The sequence below is a fragment of the Frankia sp. AgB32 genome, assembly GCF_023243045.1.
GTDB lineage: Bacteria > Actinomycetota > Actinomycetes > Frankiales > Frankiaceae > Frankia.
In genome coordinates this window covers 26059-42432 of the sequence record NZ_JALKFX010000080.1, presented here as the reverse complement: position 1 = coordinate 42432, position 16374 = coordinate 26059, and the positions used below count along the sequence as shown (strand labels likewise).

Below are 16374 nucleotides of genomic sequence, written 5' to 3'. Positions count from 1 at the left end.
CGGGATCATCGGCGAGGATGCGGGGTCGGCCATACCGCCGCCCCCGGCGGGGGCCCCCCCCGGGGGGGGGGGGGGGCGCCCCCCCCCCCCCCCCCCCCCCCCCCCCCCCCCCCCCCCCCCCCCCCCCCCACCGACCGGGAGCACCCTCAGGGCGTCGCTGGCGGCGGGTGCTAGAAGCGGCCGCGGGCGTCCACCCTGAGGCGCTCGCCGGTCGGAGTGCCGGCGCGGAACACCACCATGTCGTCGACGTTGTTGGGCACCTGGCAGACATGGTTCGGCACGACCCGCAGCACGGTGCCGAGCACGGGTGGTTCGTACTCGCCGCTCATCCGGCAGACCGCGTGATGCTCGTAGAGCTGCTCGATCTCGGCCTGCGGATACTCCACGACGTGCCCGTGGCCCCGCAGCCAGGCGGGCCGGTCGGAGGAGAGCACCTTCGACCCCGCGTCCAGGACGAACTGGGTGCCGAGCCCCTGCACCGAGACGCTCACGACCGTGGTCGCCACCACCAGCGCCACCTCGTCCCAGCTGCAGGAGCCGAGCAGGACCTGCGTGCGGTCGCCGAAGATGTACACCCCGGGCCGCTCCTCGGTGACGGGGGCGCGCGCCGACAACGCGGCGGTCGGCGTGGAGCCGGCGCTCACGACGAGTCCGCCGGGCCCGCGCCCGAAGCCGCCGTCGCGCAGCAGCCCGGCCGCCCGGGTGAGCGAGCCGACCTCGTCGAAGGCGGCGCGCTGGCGCTCCTCGGGGCCGCGGTAGCCGTGGCCGCCGTGGGTGAACACGCCGCGCACGTCGAGCCCGAGGTCCGCGGCCTGCCGCGCGACCGTCGCCGCCGCGGTCGGCCGGACACCCGAACGGCGCCCACCCGAATCGATCTCGATCATGACCGCGAGCGGCGACTGCCCGCCGACGGCGCCGGCCAGCATGCGCGCCGCAGCGGCCGAGTCGCAGCCCACCGCCAGCGACCGGACCTGTTCCCGCACCTCGGCCAGCCGGCGGGCCTTCACCGGCGACGCCCACAACGGGTAGGCGATGAAGACGTCGTCGAACCCGTGCGCCGCGAAGAGCGCGGCCTCGCCCAACGTGGCGACCGTGATCCCGCTGGCGCCCGCCGCGGCCTGAATCCGAGCGATCTCCACGTTCTTGTGCGTCTTCACGTGGGGACGCAGCGACACTCCCCGCGAGGTCATCCACGCCGCCATCGCACGCGCGTTGCGCTCGACGACGTCCAGGTCGACGACGACAGCCGGGGTGTCCAGCTGGGAGTACGCGGTCTCGGGCTCGAGTCGGTCGCCTGACGTGTTCACATCCGCTCCCGTCGACAGCCCCCGACGCCGGGCCTCCCGGGCGGCTACCTGACCGGAGTGCGCGGCTGGGCCGCCGGGCTGGCGATCGCGCCGCCGCGCGGCACGGGCGCGGGGCCCGCGACCTCGCCAAGCTGACGGATGCCCGTCGTCAGGCCGCCGACCAGGTCGCCGAGGGCGAAACTGGACGACATCGTCAGGGCGGCCAGCGCCGCCGCGCTGTCACCGATCCGCGAGCGGGCCGCCGGTGTCGTCGCGACCCGGACGAAGCACTGACCCGGCGAGACGACGATCAGCGCGGCGGGATCCCGCTGCGGATCCTCGACGAGGGTCGACAGGATCCGCTCGGCGGCGAGCCGAACATCGCCGCGCACCGGACCGACCCGGACGCTGAACAGGATGCCGCTGTGCTTCGCGGCCAGTTCCAGCGCCCGGTTCAGCCGGTCCAGCTGCTCGGGGCTGAATACCTCACCAGTTGCCACTGGCCCCGCCCGCCCCTGGAACCGCCTTCTGCTCCCGCTCACCGTCGATCTCCTCCGGGCGGGTGCCGATCCAGACCTCGTCGTGCTCCCAGGGCTGGCCCGGGCGGTAGCGGACCGGGCCGCTGCTGCGGCTCGACCACGCCGCCAGCAGCGTCGCGACCAGGAACCCGCCGACGATCGCGCCGCCGTAGATACCCCAGGTCTGCAGAGCGGTGAGCGGGTCGGGGTTGTACCTGGTGCCGATCTCCGAAGCGGAGGCGGTGGCCGCGAACACCGGCACCGCGAACAGCGCGAGGCCGGCGACCGTCAACACCCTGCGCAGGGCCGAAGCCCGGGACCAGCGCGGTTGACTAGATGTCACGCAGCGAAGGTTACCGGTAAGTGGGCCCTGGGTCCTCCGTCAGGGGTATTGAAGGGTCTTCTGTGGGCGTTGACGTGGGCCTGCCGCCCGCGGCACCGGACCGAACCTCGTCGAGCAGGGCCGCCAGGCGGGCGACGGCCGGGTCCACGCGCAGCCGTTCGATCGTGACCTCGTGCCCGTCGCCGTCGCGCACGGGCAGGCGCCAGTTCGGGTACTCGTCGACCGTTCCCGGCAGGTTCGGCTGGTGCAGGTCGCCGAGCGCGTCGCCGGGCGCGGCCAGCACCACCCGACACGGCGAGCGCACCAGCAGCCGGTGCAGCGCCAACGCGAGCTCGGCGCGGACCGCCGGCGCGAACTGCTCCTCCTCATCGCCCGCCCCGCCGATGACGCCGCCGCCGACGACGTCGGCCTCGCCGACGACGTCGGCGCCCAGCAGGCCCTCGGCGCGCAGCAGGTCGATCAGATCGTCCCGCTCAGCCCGCCAGCCCGCCCACTCCGCCCGCGCGGACCGGCTCAGCAGGCCGAGGCCGGCGCGCACCCGCACGTGCTCGCCTTCCAGATAGCCGGCCGCCGTGGGCAGATCGTGGGTGGTGAGGCTGGCCATCGTCGCCGGCCGGTACCGGGCCGGGGGCAGCGCCGCGCCGTCGGCGTCCCGCTCGAACCACAGGACCGTCGAGCCGAGCACGCCGGCGCCGGTGAGCGTGGTGGCCACGGACGGCTCGACCGTGCCGAGGTCCTCGCCCACGACCAGCGCGCCGGCCCGGGCCGCTTCCAACGCGATCACCCCGAGCATCGCCGCGGCGTCGTAACGCACGTAGGTCCCCCGGGCCGCGCCCGCCCCGCGCGGGATCCACCACAGCCGGAACAGGCCGAGGATGTGGTCCACCCGCAGCCCGCCGCCACGGCGCAGCACCGCGGCGACCATCCGCCGCAGCGGGGCGTAGCCGGCTTCGGCGAGCGCCGACGGCCGCCACGGCGGCAGCCCCCAGTCCTGGCCCTGTTGGTTGAACGTGTCCGGTGGGGCGCCGACGGTCGCGTCGACGGCGAGGATGTCCTGCAGCGCCCAGGCATCCGCCCCGCCCGGATCGACGCCGACCGCCAGGTCGTGCACGATCCCCACGGCCATCCCGGCGGCGCGGGCCGCCGCCTGCGCGGCGGCGAGCTGATCGTCGCAGCGTCGCTGGAGCCACTCGTGGAAGGCGATGCGATCGGCGAGCTCGACCCGGACCGCCGCCACCGCCGGCCCGTCGGGTCGGGCAAGGTCAGCCGGCCAGTCCCGCCAGTCCGCTCCGTGCCGCTCGGCGAGCGCGCACCACGTGGCGAAGTCCGCCAACCCGTCGGACGACCCACCGCCAGCGGACGTCGCACTGCCAGCGGACGTCGCACCGCCGGCGGACGCGGCATCGGGGACGGACGCGGCATCAGGGGTCGGGGCCGGTTCGTCGCGGGCGACCTCGAACAGCAGCTCCAGCGCGGCGAGTTTCGCGCGCCACACCGTGTCCCGGTCGAGCAGGCCGCCCGGGCGGCCCGCGCGGCGGGCCTCGGCCGCCAGCTCGTCGACGGCGGCGCGGGTGCGCCGGTCGGCCCGAGCGTACTCCGGAGTTTCCTGCGGCCGCAGGTACAGCGGCGCGGCGAAGCGACGGCTGACCGGCGAGTACGGCGACGCGGCGACCGGAAGGGTCGGGGCGGCGGCGTGCAACGGGTTGACCAGCAGCACATCGGCGCCGGCCGCCCCGGACCAGGCCGCGAGCTCCGCAAGGTCGGCGTAGTCACCCATGCCCCAGCTCGCCGCGGACCGCACGGCGTAAAGCTGGATCATCCATCCCCAGGTCCGGACCGGCGCGGGCGGACCCGAGCCGACCGCGCGGACCATCGCGGGGGGATCGGGAACCGCGTCCGGCACGGCGACGACGGCGCAGCGCAGCGTCTGGGCCTGCGCCTGCCCGCCCGCGTCCTGGACGTCGACGTGCAGGAGGTGGTCGCCCAGCGGAAGCCCGGCGGGCAGCGCGAGTGTCCGCGCCGTCCACGGTTCGCCGTCGAGTTCGCGGCGTTCCAGCGGCTCGCCCGGCGGGTCGAGGGCGATCCGCCGGCCCGCTTCGAGCTCCAGTTCCACCCGGGCGGCGGCCCGCGCCGGCAGGTGCAGCACCACCGGGGACGGCGTGGCCGCGGAGACGACGACGCTGGCCGGAAGTCGCCGACGCCACGGCGCCTCGCGCAGGTCCGCGAGGGCAGCCGCCGGATCCGCCGGGTCGACTCCCAGCATGCCCAGCACGGCCCGCACGGTCTGCGGGTCCACCTGGACCTGACCGCCCTCGGCGTCCAGGTAGCCGGTGGCGACCCCGTACGCCTCGGCGAGCGCCGCGAGATCAGCGTCCACGCCCGGATCGGGTGACACGGCGGGCTCGGGTGACACGGCAGGCTCGGGTGACACGGCAGGCTCAGGTGACACGGCGGGGTCGGGCGGCGCGGTCGAGCCGGCCGGCGGCCGGGGATCAGCCAGGCCGGCGGAGGCGAACGGTTCGCCGGGCTCGGGGCCTGCGGACGGGACGGGACGCGCGGGGTCGTCTGAGCTCACACCGCATGATTGTCGTCTCCCTCGGGCGGCGGGCCCGCGCCCAGCCGCCCGTCGGCGTCCGGCACGTCGGTGTCGAACGGTCGGCTCCACGGCGACGGCGAGGTCGGCGCCGGGCCGGCCGGCCCGCGCGGCTGCCCGCGGTCAGCCGGCCCGAATCCCACCGGCGCGCCGAGACCGGCCCCGACCTGGGGCTGGCCGCCCTGGGACCGGCCGTCGGGTGGCCCGACGTCGTACTCGGGCTCGGCGGTGGGCAGGCGCAGGCGCAGCAGCGCCCCGCCGCCCGGCGCCGCCTCGGCGCTGACGCTGCCGCCATGGGTCTGCACCGCGTCGGCGACGATCGCGAGGCCGAGGCCGGAGCCGGGCAGACCGCGGGCCGAGGTGGCCCGGTAGAACCGGTCGAAGATCTGGGCGCGCTCCTGCGCCGCGATCCCCGGGCCCTCGTCGGCCACGGTCACCTCGCCGGCGACGCAGCGTACCCGCACCACCGAGCTCGGCGGGGAGAACTTCACCGCGTTGTCGAGCAGGTTGGTGATGGCGCGTTCCAGCATGCCGGCCCGGCCGTCGACGGCACAGTGGACGGCGTCGACCTCGATCCGGATGCCCTTGCTGTTGGCCCGGCGCCGCGCCCGCTCGGCGGCGGCGAGCACGATGTCGGCAAGGTCGAGGCGCTCTATCTCCTCGGCGGGCAGCTCGTCGCGGGCCAGTTCGACGAGCTCGCTGACCAGCCCGGACAGCTCCCGCATCTGGGCGTCGACGTCGCGCAGCAGGGCCTGGCGGTCAGCTGCGGGCAGCGGGCGGTGTGGGTTCGCCTCGGCTCGCAGCAACAGTTCGATGTTGGTGCGCAGGCTCGTCAACGGGGTGCGCAGTTCGTGGCTCGCGTCGTCGACGAGCTGGCGTTGACGCTGACGGGACGCCTCCAGCGCGCGCAGCATGCTGTTGAGGCTCTCCGCCAGCCGAGTGATCTCATCGGCGCCGGTGACCGGGATCAGCGCCGAAAGGTCCTGGGTACGGGCGACCTCCTCGGCGGCCGCCGCGGCGGCGTCGACGGGTTTGAGCGCCGCGCGGGCCACGATGCGGCCCGCGAGCGCCGAGCCGACGACCCCGACCACGCCGACGACGAGCAGGACGAGGCCAAGTTCGCGCAGCGTCCGGTCGACGTCGGTGGTCGGCCGGGCGAGCTGCAGCGCGCCGCCGGACGCCGGCATCTGCAGCGGTACGGTGACCAGCCGGTAGGAACGGCCGGCGACGGTGACCGTCCGCAGGTTCTGTGCCCGCTCGTGGCGGGCAACCTCCGCGTCCTGCGCGTTGACCGGGATCCGTACCTGGTTCCAGGACGTCATCGAACCGCCCAGGGGGTTGCCCGCGGCGTCGAGGAACTGGCCCTCGAGGCCGAAGCTGAACGCCCGCAGGGCCACGCCCAGCCCCTGCGGGTTGGCCTGGATGGTCTCCGCGGACGCCTCTGCCTGCTCGACGAGCTGGTCGTCGATGGCCTGGTTGAGCACGATGCTGGTGGCTCCGAGCGAGACGCCGGCGACCACGGCGACGGCCGCGGCCACCGCCATGCCGACGAGCAGCGCGAGCCTGGCCCGCAGGGTCAGGCGGCTCAGCGGCGAGGAGAGCCTGAGCCGGGATCCTCGCCCGCCCAGCCCGGTCTCCCCCGCCCCGCCCGCCGACGGGGCGTACCCGTCCGGTCCGGGCGCGTTGGCCGCGGCCCCGCCGTGGACGATCCCGGCCGGCAGCGAGGCCGCCGCGCCGCCGGCGGACAGGCCGGCGACGACCGGCGCGCCCCAGGTCGGGGGCGGCGTCGCCCGCGGCTGGGACTGCGCTGCGCGCGGCTGGGACTGCGCTGCGCGCGGCTGGGACGCACCGCTCACGCGCGGTCTCCCGCGGGCTCACGCAGCACGTATCCGACTCCCCTCACCGTGTGCAGCAGGCGGGGTTCCCCGCCTGCCTCCAGCTTGCGGCGCAGGTAGCTGACGAACACCTCGAGCGAGTTCGAGGTGGGCCCGAAGTCGTAGCCCCAGACCCGCTCCATGATCGTGGATCGGGACAGCACCTGACGGGGATGGCCGAGGAACAGTTCGAGCAGCTCGAACTCGGTCTTGGTCAGGGTGAGTTCCCGCTCGCCGCGAACGACCTGCCGGCTGGCCTGGTCCAGGGTGACACCGGCATAGCTCAGAGCGGTGCCCGCGGGCTCGCCCGGCGTGGCGCTCGCCACCCGGGCGGCCAGGGCCGCGCGGCGAGCCAGCGCTCGCAGCCGCGCGAACAGCTCCTCCAGCGCGAACGGCTTGACCAGGTAGTCGTCCGCGCCGACGTCGAGCCCGCTGACCCGGTCGGTCAGGCCGTCGCGGGCGGTCAGCATGAGCACCGGGACGTCGTCGCCACGCGCCCGCAGCTGGCGGCAGGCCTCCAGGCCGTCCACCCGCGGCATCATCACGTCGAGGATGACGATGTCCGGCTGGTCGCGCCCCACGGCGTAGAGCGCGTCCAGCCCGTCGACCGCCGTGGCGACCTCGTAGCCCTCGAACCGCAGTGAACGCTCCAGGGACTCCCGGACAGCAGCATCATCGTCGACCACCAGTACCCGCACGGTTCCAGTCTGCCCCGCGAGTGCGGACGGGCGGGCCATCAGCGGCCGGTCTCAGCAACACCTACCGCGATGTTCAGCCCGGCTTCAGGCCCGTGCCGAGCTCGGCGGGTCGATCCGGGCCCGGGGGATGTCGTCGCCGATGATCCCGTTGTCCTGGCCGCCCAGGGCCGCGGTGGCGTCGTCCTCGTCGTCGCCCCCGCCCAGACCGTCCTCGTCGTCGTCGTCCACCACGGTCACCTCGCTGCGCTGGACCGAGCCGATCGCGATGTCCGCCGCCGAGAGCGCGTCGCGCACCCGCTCGCGCAGCTCGCGGGCGATCTCCCACTGCTTCAGCGGCTGGGTCTTGATCGCGACCCGCAGGGTGTAGCCGTCCGCGGTCATCGTCTCCATGCCCCACACCTCGGGGGCGGAGAGGATCAGGCTGCTCCACTCGGCGTCCGCCCACAGCCGCCCGGCGGCCTCGGCCAGCACGCTCTTGGCGCGGGTGACATCGGTGTCGTAGTCGAGGGGAACGTCGAGCACGGTGCGCGCCCATTGCTGACTCTTGTTACCGATGCGGGTGATTTCCCCGTTACGGACGTACCAGACGGTTCCCTCCACGTCACGTAGCCGCGTCATTCGAAGGCTGACCGCCTCGACCGTCCCGGACACCGGACCGACGTCGATCACGTCACCGACTCCGTACTGGTCCTCCAGCAGCATGAACATCCCGGACAGGAAGTCCCGGACCAGGTTCTGCGCCCCGAATCCCACCGCGATTCCCAGCACTCCGGCGCTGGCGACGATCGGGGCGAGATTGATGCCGAGCTCACCGAGAACGCTGAGAAATGCCAATCCGAAGACGAAGACCGACGTTACGCTGCGCATCAGCGAGCCGACGGTCGCGGCGCGCTGCCGGCGCCTTTCCATCAGCACCGCCGGATCGCCGAACGCGCCGAGCAGGCTGCCGGCCCGCATCCCGCGCAGCAGCCCACCGTTGCCGCCGGCGCCGGCCCGCTCGGCGGTGCGTCGCACGAAACGGTGCAGCAGCGCCCGCACCACCAGGGCGATCACCAGGATCAGCACGATCCTGATCGGGGTGCCGAGGAAGACCTCCGCACCAGACGCCAGATAGTTGCTGTGCGTGGTGTTGTAGACGGTACGGCAGAGCAGGCCGGGGCTGGTGCCGCAGGCATCCCGCAAGGCGTTCGCGACTCCCTCCAGGGAGACGAGCGGGTCGGTGGTCGGCGAGGGGCTGGGCGACGGCAGCGGGCTGCTCGTCCCGGCCGTCGCAACCGCCGGGGAGGGGGCGGCGGACATCAGCATGTCCAGCCCGGGGAGCAGCGAAGCGGCCAGCGGGGACGGGGCGGGCGTCACGACGTCGGTCATCCTTTCTGCGCCGGTCGTCTTCGTCCGGCGGTCGTCGTTCACCGGCCAGCTCCCCCGCCGGAGGCCGGACAGCGGGCCAGTGGCGTTCAGCTGGTCTGGTCTGGCGGTGGCCGGCGGTTCGTCGACCGGTCGGCCGCGGTCGGGCCTCGCCGGCCCCACGGGCGGCGTGGCGGCGGGCCCCCGGCCCCGAGCCGCCCACGGCCCAGGGCGACGATCAGAGATCAGTCTGGCCCACGGCGCCAGCCCACCCGCGCCCGCCCCCCGCGAGATCCGGCGGACACACCGGCGCCACCGCGGCGCCAGCGCCTCGAGATCCACACGACCCTGCGTCACTCCGAGTTCACCAATTGGTCAGCAGAGAGTGACAAATACCACCAGATATGCGCAGCGCCACGGCACGAAAGCCGATGACCATGCAAACAGGCTCGCGTTCTGCCGCAGAAGACGGTTGACTGTCCATTGTCACCGGAGACGCTGGGCAGATCGGCCCATAAAGGGCCCTCGGTGGGGAGGTCGGCGCGTGGCAGAGGCGCTGGTTCTCAATGCCACGTACGAGCCTCTGTGCGTGGTGTCGCAAAGACGGGCGCTTGTCCTGGTCCTGACGGAGAAGGCCGTGATGGTCGAGTCGGCCGGTCAGGTTCTTCGGTCCGCGGCGGCTGCGATCGATGTTCCGATCGTGGTCCGGTTAGCGCGATTCGTGCGCGTGCCCTACCGCTCGCAGGTGCCCCTGACGCGCAAGGGTGTCCTGGCTCGTGACCACCACCGATGCGTGTACTGCAATGCGCCGGCAACATCGTTGGACCATGTCATCCCTCGCTCACGCGGCGGGGCGCACGTCTGGGAGAACGTGGTGGCGGCCTGCGGCCGCTGCAACCATGTAAAAGCCGACCGGGCCGTTGCCGATCTCGGCTGGCGGCTTCGCACGGCGCCCCGCGCGCCGAGCGGAGCCGCCTGGCGCATTCTGGGCTCCCGCCGGATGGATCCGCGCTGGTCGGCCTACCTGAGCACCGAGGTCGCCGAGGCCGCCTCCGCCTGAGGCAGGTCGGCCCGCCGCCGGCGGCGGGCCGGGATAGCCGGCGACGCACCGGGCAGGTAGCCGGCGTGCGCATACTCGTGACCGGGGCGACCGGCTACCTCGGCGGCCGGCTCGCCCCCCGGCTGCTCGACCGCGGCCACGACGTCCGGGCGATGACCCGCGACCCGGCCCGGCTGCGGGACATCCCCTGGGCGGCCAGGGCCGACATCGTCCAGGCCGACGCGCGAGATCCGGACTCCCTGCCCGCGGCGCTCGACGGCATCGACGTCGCCTACTACCTCATCCACTCGATCGACAGCGGCGGGGACTTCTCCGCGGTCGACCGGCAGGCGGCCGCAGCCTTCGCCGCGGCCTGCCGCGACGCGGGCGTGCGCCGCATCATCTACCTCGGCGGCCTCAGCCCCGCCGGGGACGGCGAGCTGTCCGCGCATCTGAGCTCCCGCCAGGAGGTCGCGCGCATCCTGCTCGACTCGGGTGTGCCCACCCTCGTCCTGCGGGCCGCCGTCATCATCGGCAGCGGCAGCGCGTCGTTCGAGATGCTCCGCCACCTCACCGAGCGGCTGCCGATGATGCTGACCCCGCGCTGGGTGCGCACGAGGATCCAGCCGATCGCCGTCCGCGACGTGCTGCATTACCTCATCGGCGGGCTGGCGGTGCCCGCCGACGTCCACGGCTCCTTCGACGTGGGCGGGCCGGACGTGCTGACCTACGCGGAGATGATGCAGCGCTTCGCCGCCGTCGCGGGGCTGCGGCGGCGGGTGATCATTCCCGTGCCGATGCTGTCGCCCGGGCTGTCGTCGCTGTGGGTCGGGCTGATCACGCCGGTGCCGAAGGCGATCGCGCGCCCGCTGGTCCGGTCGTTGCGCACCGAGGTGGTGGTGGGCGACGGCGGAGCGGTCCGCCGTCTGATCCCCGACCCCGCGGACGGCCTGCTGCCGTTCGACACCGCCGTCACGTACGCGCTGGCCCGCGTCCGCGAACGCGGCGTGGAGACCCGTTGGTCCACAGCGGTCTGGCCGACGCGTGCCGCCAGGACGGCCGGCGACGAGCTGACCCGGGCGGGCGGCACCGCACGGTCGCCGGCGGCTGGTGGAACCTGCGCTCCCCGGCCACCGGGCGAACCGGTGCCGACGGACCCGCAGTGGTCCGGTGGCGCGCTCTACGTCGACGAGCGGCACCTGGCCGTCGCCGCGCCGCCGGAGCGCCTGTGGCGGGTCATCGAGGGCATCGGCGGGGAGAACGGCTGGTACTCCTGGCCGCTCGCCTGGTCCGCGCGGGGATGGTTGGACACCCTGTTCGGTGGGGTCGGACCACGCCGCGGGCGGCGCGATCCGCAGCATCTGCACGTCGGCGAGGCGTTGGACTTCTGGCGGGTCGAGGAGATCGAACCGGGCCGGCTGCTGCGACTGCGGGCGGAGATGAAGATGCCCGGCGACGGCTGGCTGGAGCTGCGGGCGGAGCGCGGCCCGGACGGCGCGACCGTCTACCGGCAGCGGGCGATCTTCCGGCCCGCGGGGCTTGCTGGCCAGCTGTACTGGTGGACGATCAGTCCGTTCCACGCCACCGTGTTCGGCGGCATGCTGCGCAACATCGTCCGCGTCACCGAGAAGACGCCCGACTCCCCCTCCCCGGCGGCCGACCCGACCCGCTCACCGGCCGACCCGCGGCCGGCGGACCGGGGCGCCGCCGGCTGACGGCCGGTCCCCCGGTCCGGCCCGCGCTCCGTGCCCGTGGCGGGCTCGTCAGGGCCGGCCACGGCTCTGCGCGGGCGGATCCGGCGGCGGCCGACCGTCCGCGCTGCCGGCCGGCGGATCAGGTTGCGCGGGCGAGTGCCACGGGCCAGCGCCGGGCGTCCGCTCCGGTACCTCGATGTCGAACCAGACCCGCTTGCCGCCCGCGGTGGATTCGACGCCCCAGGCCAGCGACAGCGCCTCGACCAGCAGCAGACCCCAGCCCGACTCGGGGTCGGGCCGGTTCTCGGCGGCGGCGCCGGGGCGCGGCAGGTGCGCACCCTCGCGGTCCTCGACGCTGATCCGCAGCCGGCCGGGTTCCAGGTACGCCCGCAGCACCAGGTCACTGCGGGCGTGCAGGACCGCGTTCGTCACCACCTCGCTGACCAGGAGGGTCGCGTCGTCGACCGCGACGATCCCGCAGTCGACCAGGACGGTGCGGATGGCCATGCGGGCCTGGCCGGCCGAGGCCCCCACCGCCGGCAGGGCCAGTTCGAGCAGCGGCGGGTTCACCGCCAGCGTGGTGAGCGCGACCAGCGCGGTGTCGTCGTCGGTGCGGGCCGGCAGGTCGGCGGCGAGCAGGCAGCGTTCCACCAGCGACCGGGCGGTCTCCTCGGTGGGGCCCTCGCCGGCGCCGTCGATGGCGTCCGGGCCGAACCAGCTTCGCACCGCGAACGAGCCGCCGCGGGTCCGTCGGCGCCGCTCGGCCCCGCCGTGGCGCCGCTGCCCGCCGCGCCGGTCCCGGCCGCTGCGGCGGTCGGGCATGCCGGGTGGCGGCCCGAGGGACGGCCCGGGAGCACGCCGGTCCACCCACTCGGCCGCCGCGGCGCCGTTCGGCGTCTCGCCGGCCGCGTCGGCCGGGGCAGCGGCACCATCCGCGGTGGCGCCGGCTCCGCGCGCGGCGGCCACCCAGGCGCGCTGTTCGATCAGTCCGCTGCGCAGACTGCGCAGCCCCTCCTCCAGCGGGCGTCGGCGCGATTCCACCAGGCCGTCGGTGAACATCACCAGAGCCGAGCCGGGCGGCAGCGTCACGGTCATCTCGCAGAAGTCGGCGCCCTCGTCGGCGACGCCGAGCGGCAGGCCCGGGTCGAGCACCAGGTAGTCGGGATCCTCGTCGGGCAGGATCACCAGGGGGGCGAGGTGGCCGGCGTTCGCGATGACCGCCCGCCCGGTGTGCCGGTCATACACCGCGTACATGCAGGTGGCGAGCTGCAGACCGGGGAGCAGGCCGACGACCCGGTCGAGTCGGGACAGGACCTCCGCCGGCCCCCAGTCCTCCAGCGCGTAGGCCCGCAGGGCCGCGCGAAGCTGACCCATCACCGCCGCCGCCCGCAGGCCGCGGCCCATCACGTCGCCGATGGCGACGCCGACCCGGCCACCGGACAGCGGGATGACGTCGTAGAAGTCGCCGCCGACCTCGGTGCCCGCGGTGCCCGGCCGGTACTCCATGGCGATCTCGACGCCGTCGAGCGCGGGTGGGTGGGCGGGCAGCAGCGATCGCTGCAGGGTCAGTGCCGACTCCTGCGCCTCCCGAAAGCGCAGGGCGTTGTGCAGCGCGAGGGAGCCGTGCCGGGCCAGGTCCTCCAGCAGCGCGATCTCGGCGTTGGAGTAGAAGATCTCCGGGCGGCCGACGGTCAGCACGCCGATGACCTCGCCACCGGCCGCCAGCGGGACGCTCGCGATCGGTCCGTCCTGGATCCGGCCGAACCGGCGGTAGGCCAGCTCGTTCGAGAACGACAGCGCGGGCCGCAGGTCACCGACTTTGGACACGCAGAAGACCTGCCCGGTGCGCAGCACGAGCCCGGGCGGGAACTCGTCGGTCAGTCGGGGCGGGCTCGCGGCGATCATCGCCCGCAGCAGTTGCCCGGCCCGCGGGTTGGCCGCGAGGCAGGCGCCGAGCCGGGGGGTGTCCCCCTCCCGCAGCCAGACCAGCGCGGTGCTGCCGAACCGGGGCAGGGCGAGGTCTGCGAGCAGGCTCACGACCCGGTCGGGGTCGAGGGTCTCGCCGAGCACGAGCGCGGCGTCGGCGAGGAACGCCGAGGGCGACCCCGCGGCGCGTTCCCGGCCGACGGTGCGCGGTCGACCGAACAGCGTGCGCGCGAACCCCCGGGCGGTGCGCAGCCCGGCCGAGGTCGAGGCGCGCGCCCGCCGAGTCAGGGCAGCCGCCGCCGAAGCGCCGTCGCCGCCGTCGGCTTGGTCCCCCGCGGATGTCCCGGCCTTGGCCGCAGACACCTCGAGGGGGTTCCCGGACGACGGCTCGGACGACGGGGCTGCTTCCACCTGCCCCCGCCGGAATCCGACTCCCGGGACTGGGCCGTAACGGCCAGTCACCTGGTCCACCCGAGAAAGTCTAGTTCGGTAGCCGGATATCGCGCATCGCGAGAAGGTAGACCGAAGGAGGGAGCGGTACCCCATCGTCCTCCCTTCGCGCGCCTCGGCCGGCTTCGTCGGCAGACCCGGACCGACCTCCCGACCATGGCTTTCGTCACCGACGCGGGACCCCTTCCGGCACCTGCGAGGGATGCGGCGCCGGCAGCAGCAAAAACGCCCGGAAGGAATACATGGGGACACGTCATCGCAGTACGGATCATTCCATGAGCGACCCGCTCAACAAAGACCGTCCGACCGGGAGAGATATGCCTGCCCGTCACATAGGTCCCACCCCACGGACAGAACTTCCGGCCACTGCGGCCGAGGCCGAACGGGACGCGGACTGGTGGCGGCGGGCCGTGCTCTACGAGGTGTACCTGCGCAGCTTCGCGGACTCCGACGGCGACGGCGTCGGCGATCTCGGGGGTCTGCGTCAGCGCCTGCCGGCGCTCGCCGAACTCGGCGTCGACGCCCTGTGGATCAGCCCCTTCTATCCGTCGCCGATGGCCGACCACGGCTACGACGTCGCCGACCACCGCGACGTCGACCCCCTGTTCGGCACCCTCGCGGACTTCGACGCCCTGCTCGCCGACGCCGCCCGGGCCGGCCTCGCCGTGCTCGTCGACCTGGTGCCGAACCACTCCAGCTCGGCGCACCCGGCCTTTCGCGCGGCGCTCGCGGCACCCCCCGGCGACCCCCGGCGCGAGCTCTACGTCTTCCGCGACGGCCGCGGCTCTCAGGGCACGCTGCCACCGAACAACTGGCAGTCCGTCTTCGGCGGCGCGGCCTGGACCCGGGTGCCGGACGGCCAGTGGTACCTGCACCTGTTCGACGCCGAACAGCCCGACTGGAACTGGTCCCATCCCGCCGTCCGCGCCGATCACGAGGCAACGCTGCGTTTCTGGCTGGACCGGGGGGTGGACGGATTCCGCATCGACGTCAGCCACGGCCTGGTGAAGGACGCCGAGCTGCGGGACAACCCGACCGGCCCGGAGCTGAACCCGGACAGCGGATTCCGCGACGAGGCCGAGCCGCGGATCTGGGACCAGGAGGGCGTGCACGAGATCTACCGCGGCTGGCGGGCCATCACCGACGGGTACACCGCCCGCGACGGCCGACCCCGGGTACTCATCGGCGAGACCTGGGTACGCGATCCGGCCCGGCTCGCCCGGTATGTGCGCCCCGACGAGCTGCACCTGACGTTCTCGTTCTCGCTGCTCGCCGCGCCGTTCTCGGCGGCGGGCTGGCGCGCGGCGATCGAGGCCGAACGCGCCGCGCTCGCCCCGGTCGGCGCCCCGGCGACCTGGGTGCTCGCGAACCACGACGTCGTCCGGTCGGCGACCCGCTACGGCGGTGGCGAGCGCGGCGCCCGCCGCGCCCGCGCCGCGCTGCTGACCATGCTGGCGCTGCCCGGCGTCGCCGTGCTCTACCAGGGAGACGAGCTGGCGCTGCCGCAGGCCGAGGTGCCGGCGGCCGCCCGCCAGGACCCGGTCTGGACGCGGTCCGGCGGCACCTCGCCGGGCCGGGACGGTGCCCGGGTGCCGCTGCCCTGGTCCGGCGAGGCGCCCCCGTACGGGTTCACCGGCGATGGTGTCGCGCCATGGCTGCCGCAGCCGGCGGACTGGGCGCGGCTCACCGTGCTCGCCCAGGTGGCCGACCCGATGTCGACGTGGCTGCTCGTGCGGGGCGCGCTCGCGTTGCGCCGCGCCCTGCCGCACCTGCGCGGCGAGGAGCTGCGGTGGCATGCCGACGCCGGTGCGGGCTGTGTCGCCTTCGACCGGCCGGCACCCGCCGGGGCACCGTCAGGGGTACCGGCATTGGCACCGGAGGTGGCCACCACCGTGGGGTCCGGTGGTATGACCTGCGTGATGGCCACCGACGGGGACGTCGAACTTCCGATCGCCGGTCGGCTCGTCCTCGCCAGTGGACCTGTGCGTTACGACGGTGCCACCCTCGTCCTGCCGGCGGACACCACGGCGTGGATCGCGCCGCGGGACGGATGACGGGCACGCACCCGGCCGGTTGGCCGCGTCGGTGAAGCACAATGGACAGGTGAGCCAGCCATCCAGCCCGGCCCAGCCCACCATGACCTTCTTCGACGCCGTCGGTGGTGAACCGACGTTCCGTCAGCTGGTCGCGCGGTTCTACGAGGGTGTGGCCAACGACCCGGTGCTCCGCCCGCTGTACCCGGAGGAGGACCTGGCCGGCGCGGAGGAACGGTTGCGCCTGTTCCTCATCCAGTACTGGGGCGGGCCCAGCGACTACCAGGAGCTGCGGGGCCACCCGCGGCTGCGGCTACGGCACGCGCCGTTCTCGATCGGCACGGCCGAGCGGGACGCCTGGCTCGTCGTGATGCGCGCCGCGGTCGACTCGCTGGACCTGCCGCCGGAGCAGTTCACCACGCTGTGGAACTACCTCACGATGGCCGCGAACTCGCTCCAGAACCGGGCCGACTGACGACACGTCCGACGTATCCGCCAGCAGCCCCGGCCCCCGCGGGGGGGGGCCGGGGGGGGGGGGGGGCCGCCCCCCGGGGGCGCCCCCCGGGGGGGGGGGGG

General features: G+C 74.5%; 12 protein-coding genes. 4 read left to right on the top strand and 8 right to left on the bottom strand.

The window, feature by feature from the left end:
* Positions 1–170 precede the first annotated feature (170 nt).
* The 7 genes from MXD60_RS19880 to MXD60_RS19850 all read right to left on the bottom strand — a co-directional run bounded on the left by MXD60_RS19880 (position 171) and on the right by MXD60_RS19850 (position 8680).
* Positions 171–1307, bottom strand: a complete 1137-nt coding sequence (locus tag MXD60_RS19880) for an alanine racemase (RefSeq protein ID WP_248820829.1) — start codon at positions 1305–1307, stop codon at positions 171–173.
* 44 nt (positions 1308–1351) lie between these two features.
* Positions 1352–1786, bottom strand: coding sequence for a DUF5130 family protein (locus MXD60_RS19875; RefSeq protein WP_248820828.1), 435 nt, complete (start codon positions 1784–1786; stop codon positions 1352–1354).
* The gene (locus tag MXD60_RS19870; RefSeq protein ID WP_248820827.1) at positions 1773–2147 is read right to left on the bottom strand and encodes a hypothetical protein; all 375 of its coding nucleotides are present in this window, start codon (positions 2145–2147) and stop codon (positions 1773–1775) included. The genes MXD60_RS19875 and MXD60_RS19870 overlap by 14 nt, the downstream gene beginning before the upstream one ends.
* 10 nt (positions 2148–2157) lie before the next feature.
* Positions 2158–4524, bottom strand: a complete 2367-nt coding sequence (gene malQ / locus MXD60_RS19865; protein ID WP_248820826.1) for a 4-alpha-glucanotransferase — start codon at positions 4522–4524, stop codon at positions 2158–2160.
* Positions 4525–4718: 194 nt separating this feature from the next.
* A complete protein-coding gene (locus MXD60_RS19860; protein WP_248820832.1) occupies positions 4719–6284 on the bottom strand; it encodes a HAMP domain-containing sensor histidine kinase in 1566 nt (521 codons plus the stop codon).
* Between the two features lie 308 nt (positions 6285–6592).
* Positions 6593–7312 (bottom strand): response regulator transcription factor, encoded by a 720-nt coding sequence (locus tag MXD60_RS19855; protein WP_308222543.1) that lies wholly within the window; start codon positions 7310–7312, stop codon positions 6593–6595.
* Between the two features lie 84 nt (positions 7313–7396).
* Positions 7397–8680 carry a mechanosensitive ion channel family protein gene (locus tag MXD60_RS19850; protein ID WP_248820831.1) on the bottom strand — a complete coding sequence of 428 codons (1284 nt, stop codon included), beginning with the start codon at positions 8678–8680 and terminating at the stop codon, positions 7397–7399.
* Between the two features lie 520 nt (positions 8681–9200).
* Between MXD60_RS19850 and MXD60_RS19845 the strand changes: the two genes are divergently transcribed.
* Together MXD60_RS19845 and MXD60_RS19840 are read left to right on the top strand one after the other, a co-directional pair.
* Positions 9201–9716 (top strand): HNH endonuclease, encoded by a 516-nt coding sequence (locus MXD60_RS19845; protein ID WP_248820824.1) that lies wholly within the window; start codon positions 9201–9203, stop codon positions 9714–9716.
* Positions 9717–9781: 65 nt separating this feature from the next.
* Positions 9782–11410, top strand: a complete 1629-nt coding sequence (locus MXD60_RS19840; RefSeq protein WP_248820823.1) for an SDR family oxidoreductase — start codon at positions 9782–9784, stop codon at positions 11408–11410.
* Between the two features lie 48 nt (positions 11411–11458).
* On the opposite strand, the gene MXD60_RS19835 is transcribed toward MXD60_RS19840, so the two are convergent.
* Positions 11459–13678: an ATP-binding SpoIIE family protein phosphatase gene (locus MXD60_RS19835; protein WP_248820822.1), complete on the bottom strand. Its 2220-nt coding sequence runs from the start codon at positions 13676–13678 to the stop codon at positions 11459–11461.
* A 329-nt stretch (positions 13679–14007) separates the two neighbouring features.
* Between MXD60_RS19835 and MXD60_RS19830 the strand changes: the two genes are divergently transcribed.
* Together MXD60_RS19830 and MXD60_RS19825 are read left to right on the top strand one after the other, a co-directional pair.
* Entirely contained in the window at positions 14008–15819 is a 1812-nt protein-coding gene (locus MXD60_RS19830; RefSeq protein WP_248820821.1) for an alpha-amylase family glycosyl hydrolase, read from the top strand.
* A 31-nt stretch (positions 15820–15850) separates the two neighbouring features.
* Positions 15851–16273, top strand: a complete 423-nt coding sequence (locus tag MXD60_RS19825) for a globin (RefSeq protein WP_518468302.1) — start codon at positions 15851–15853, stop codon at positions 16271–16273.
* The last annotated feature ends 101 nt before the right edge of the window (positions 16274–16374 follow it).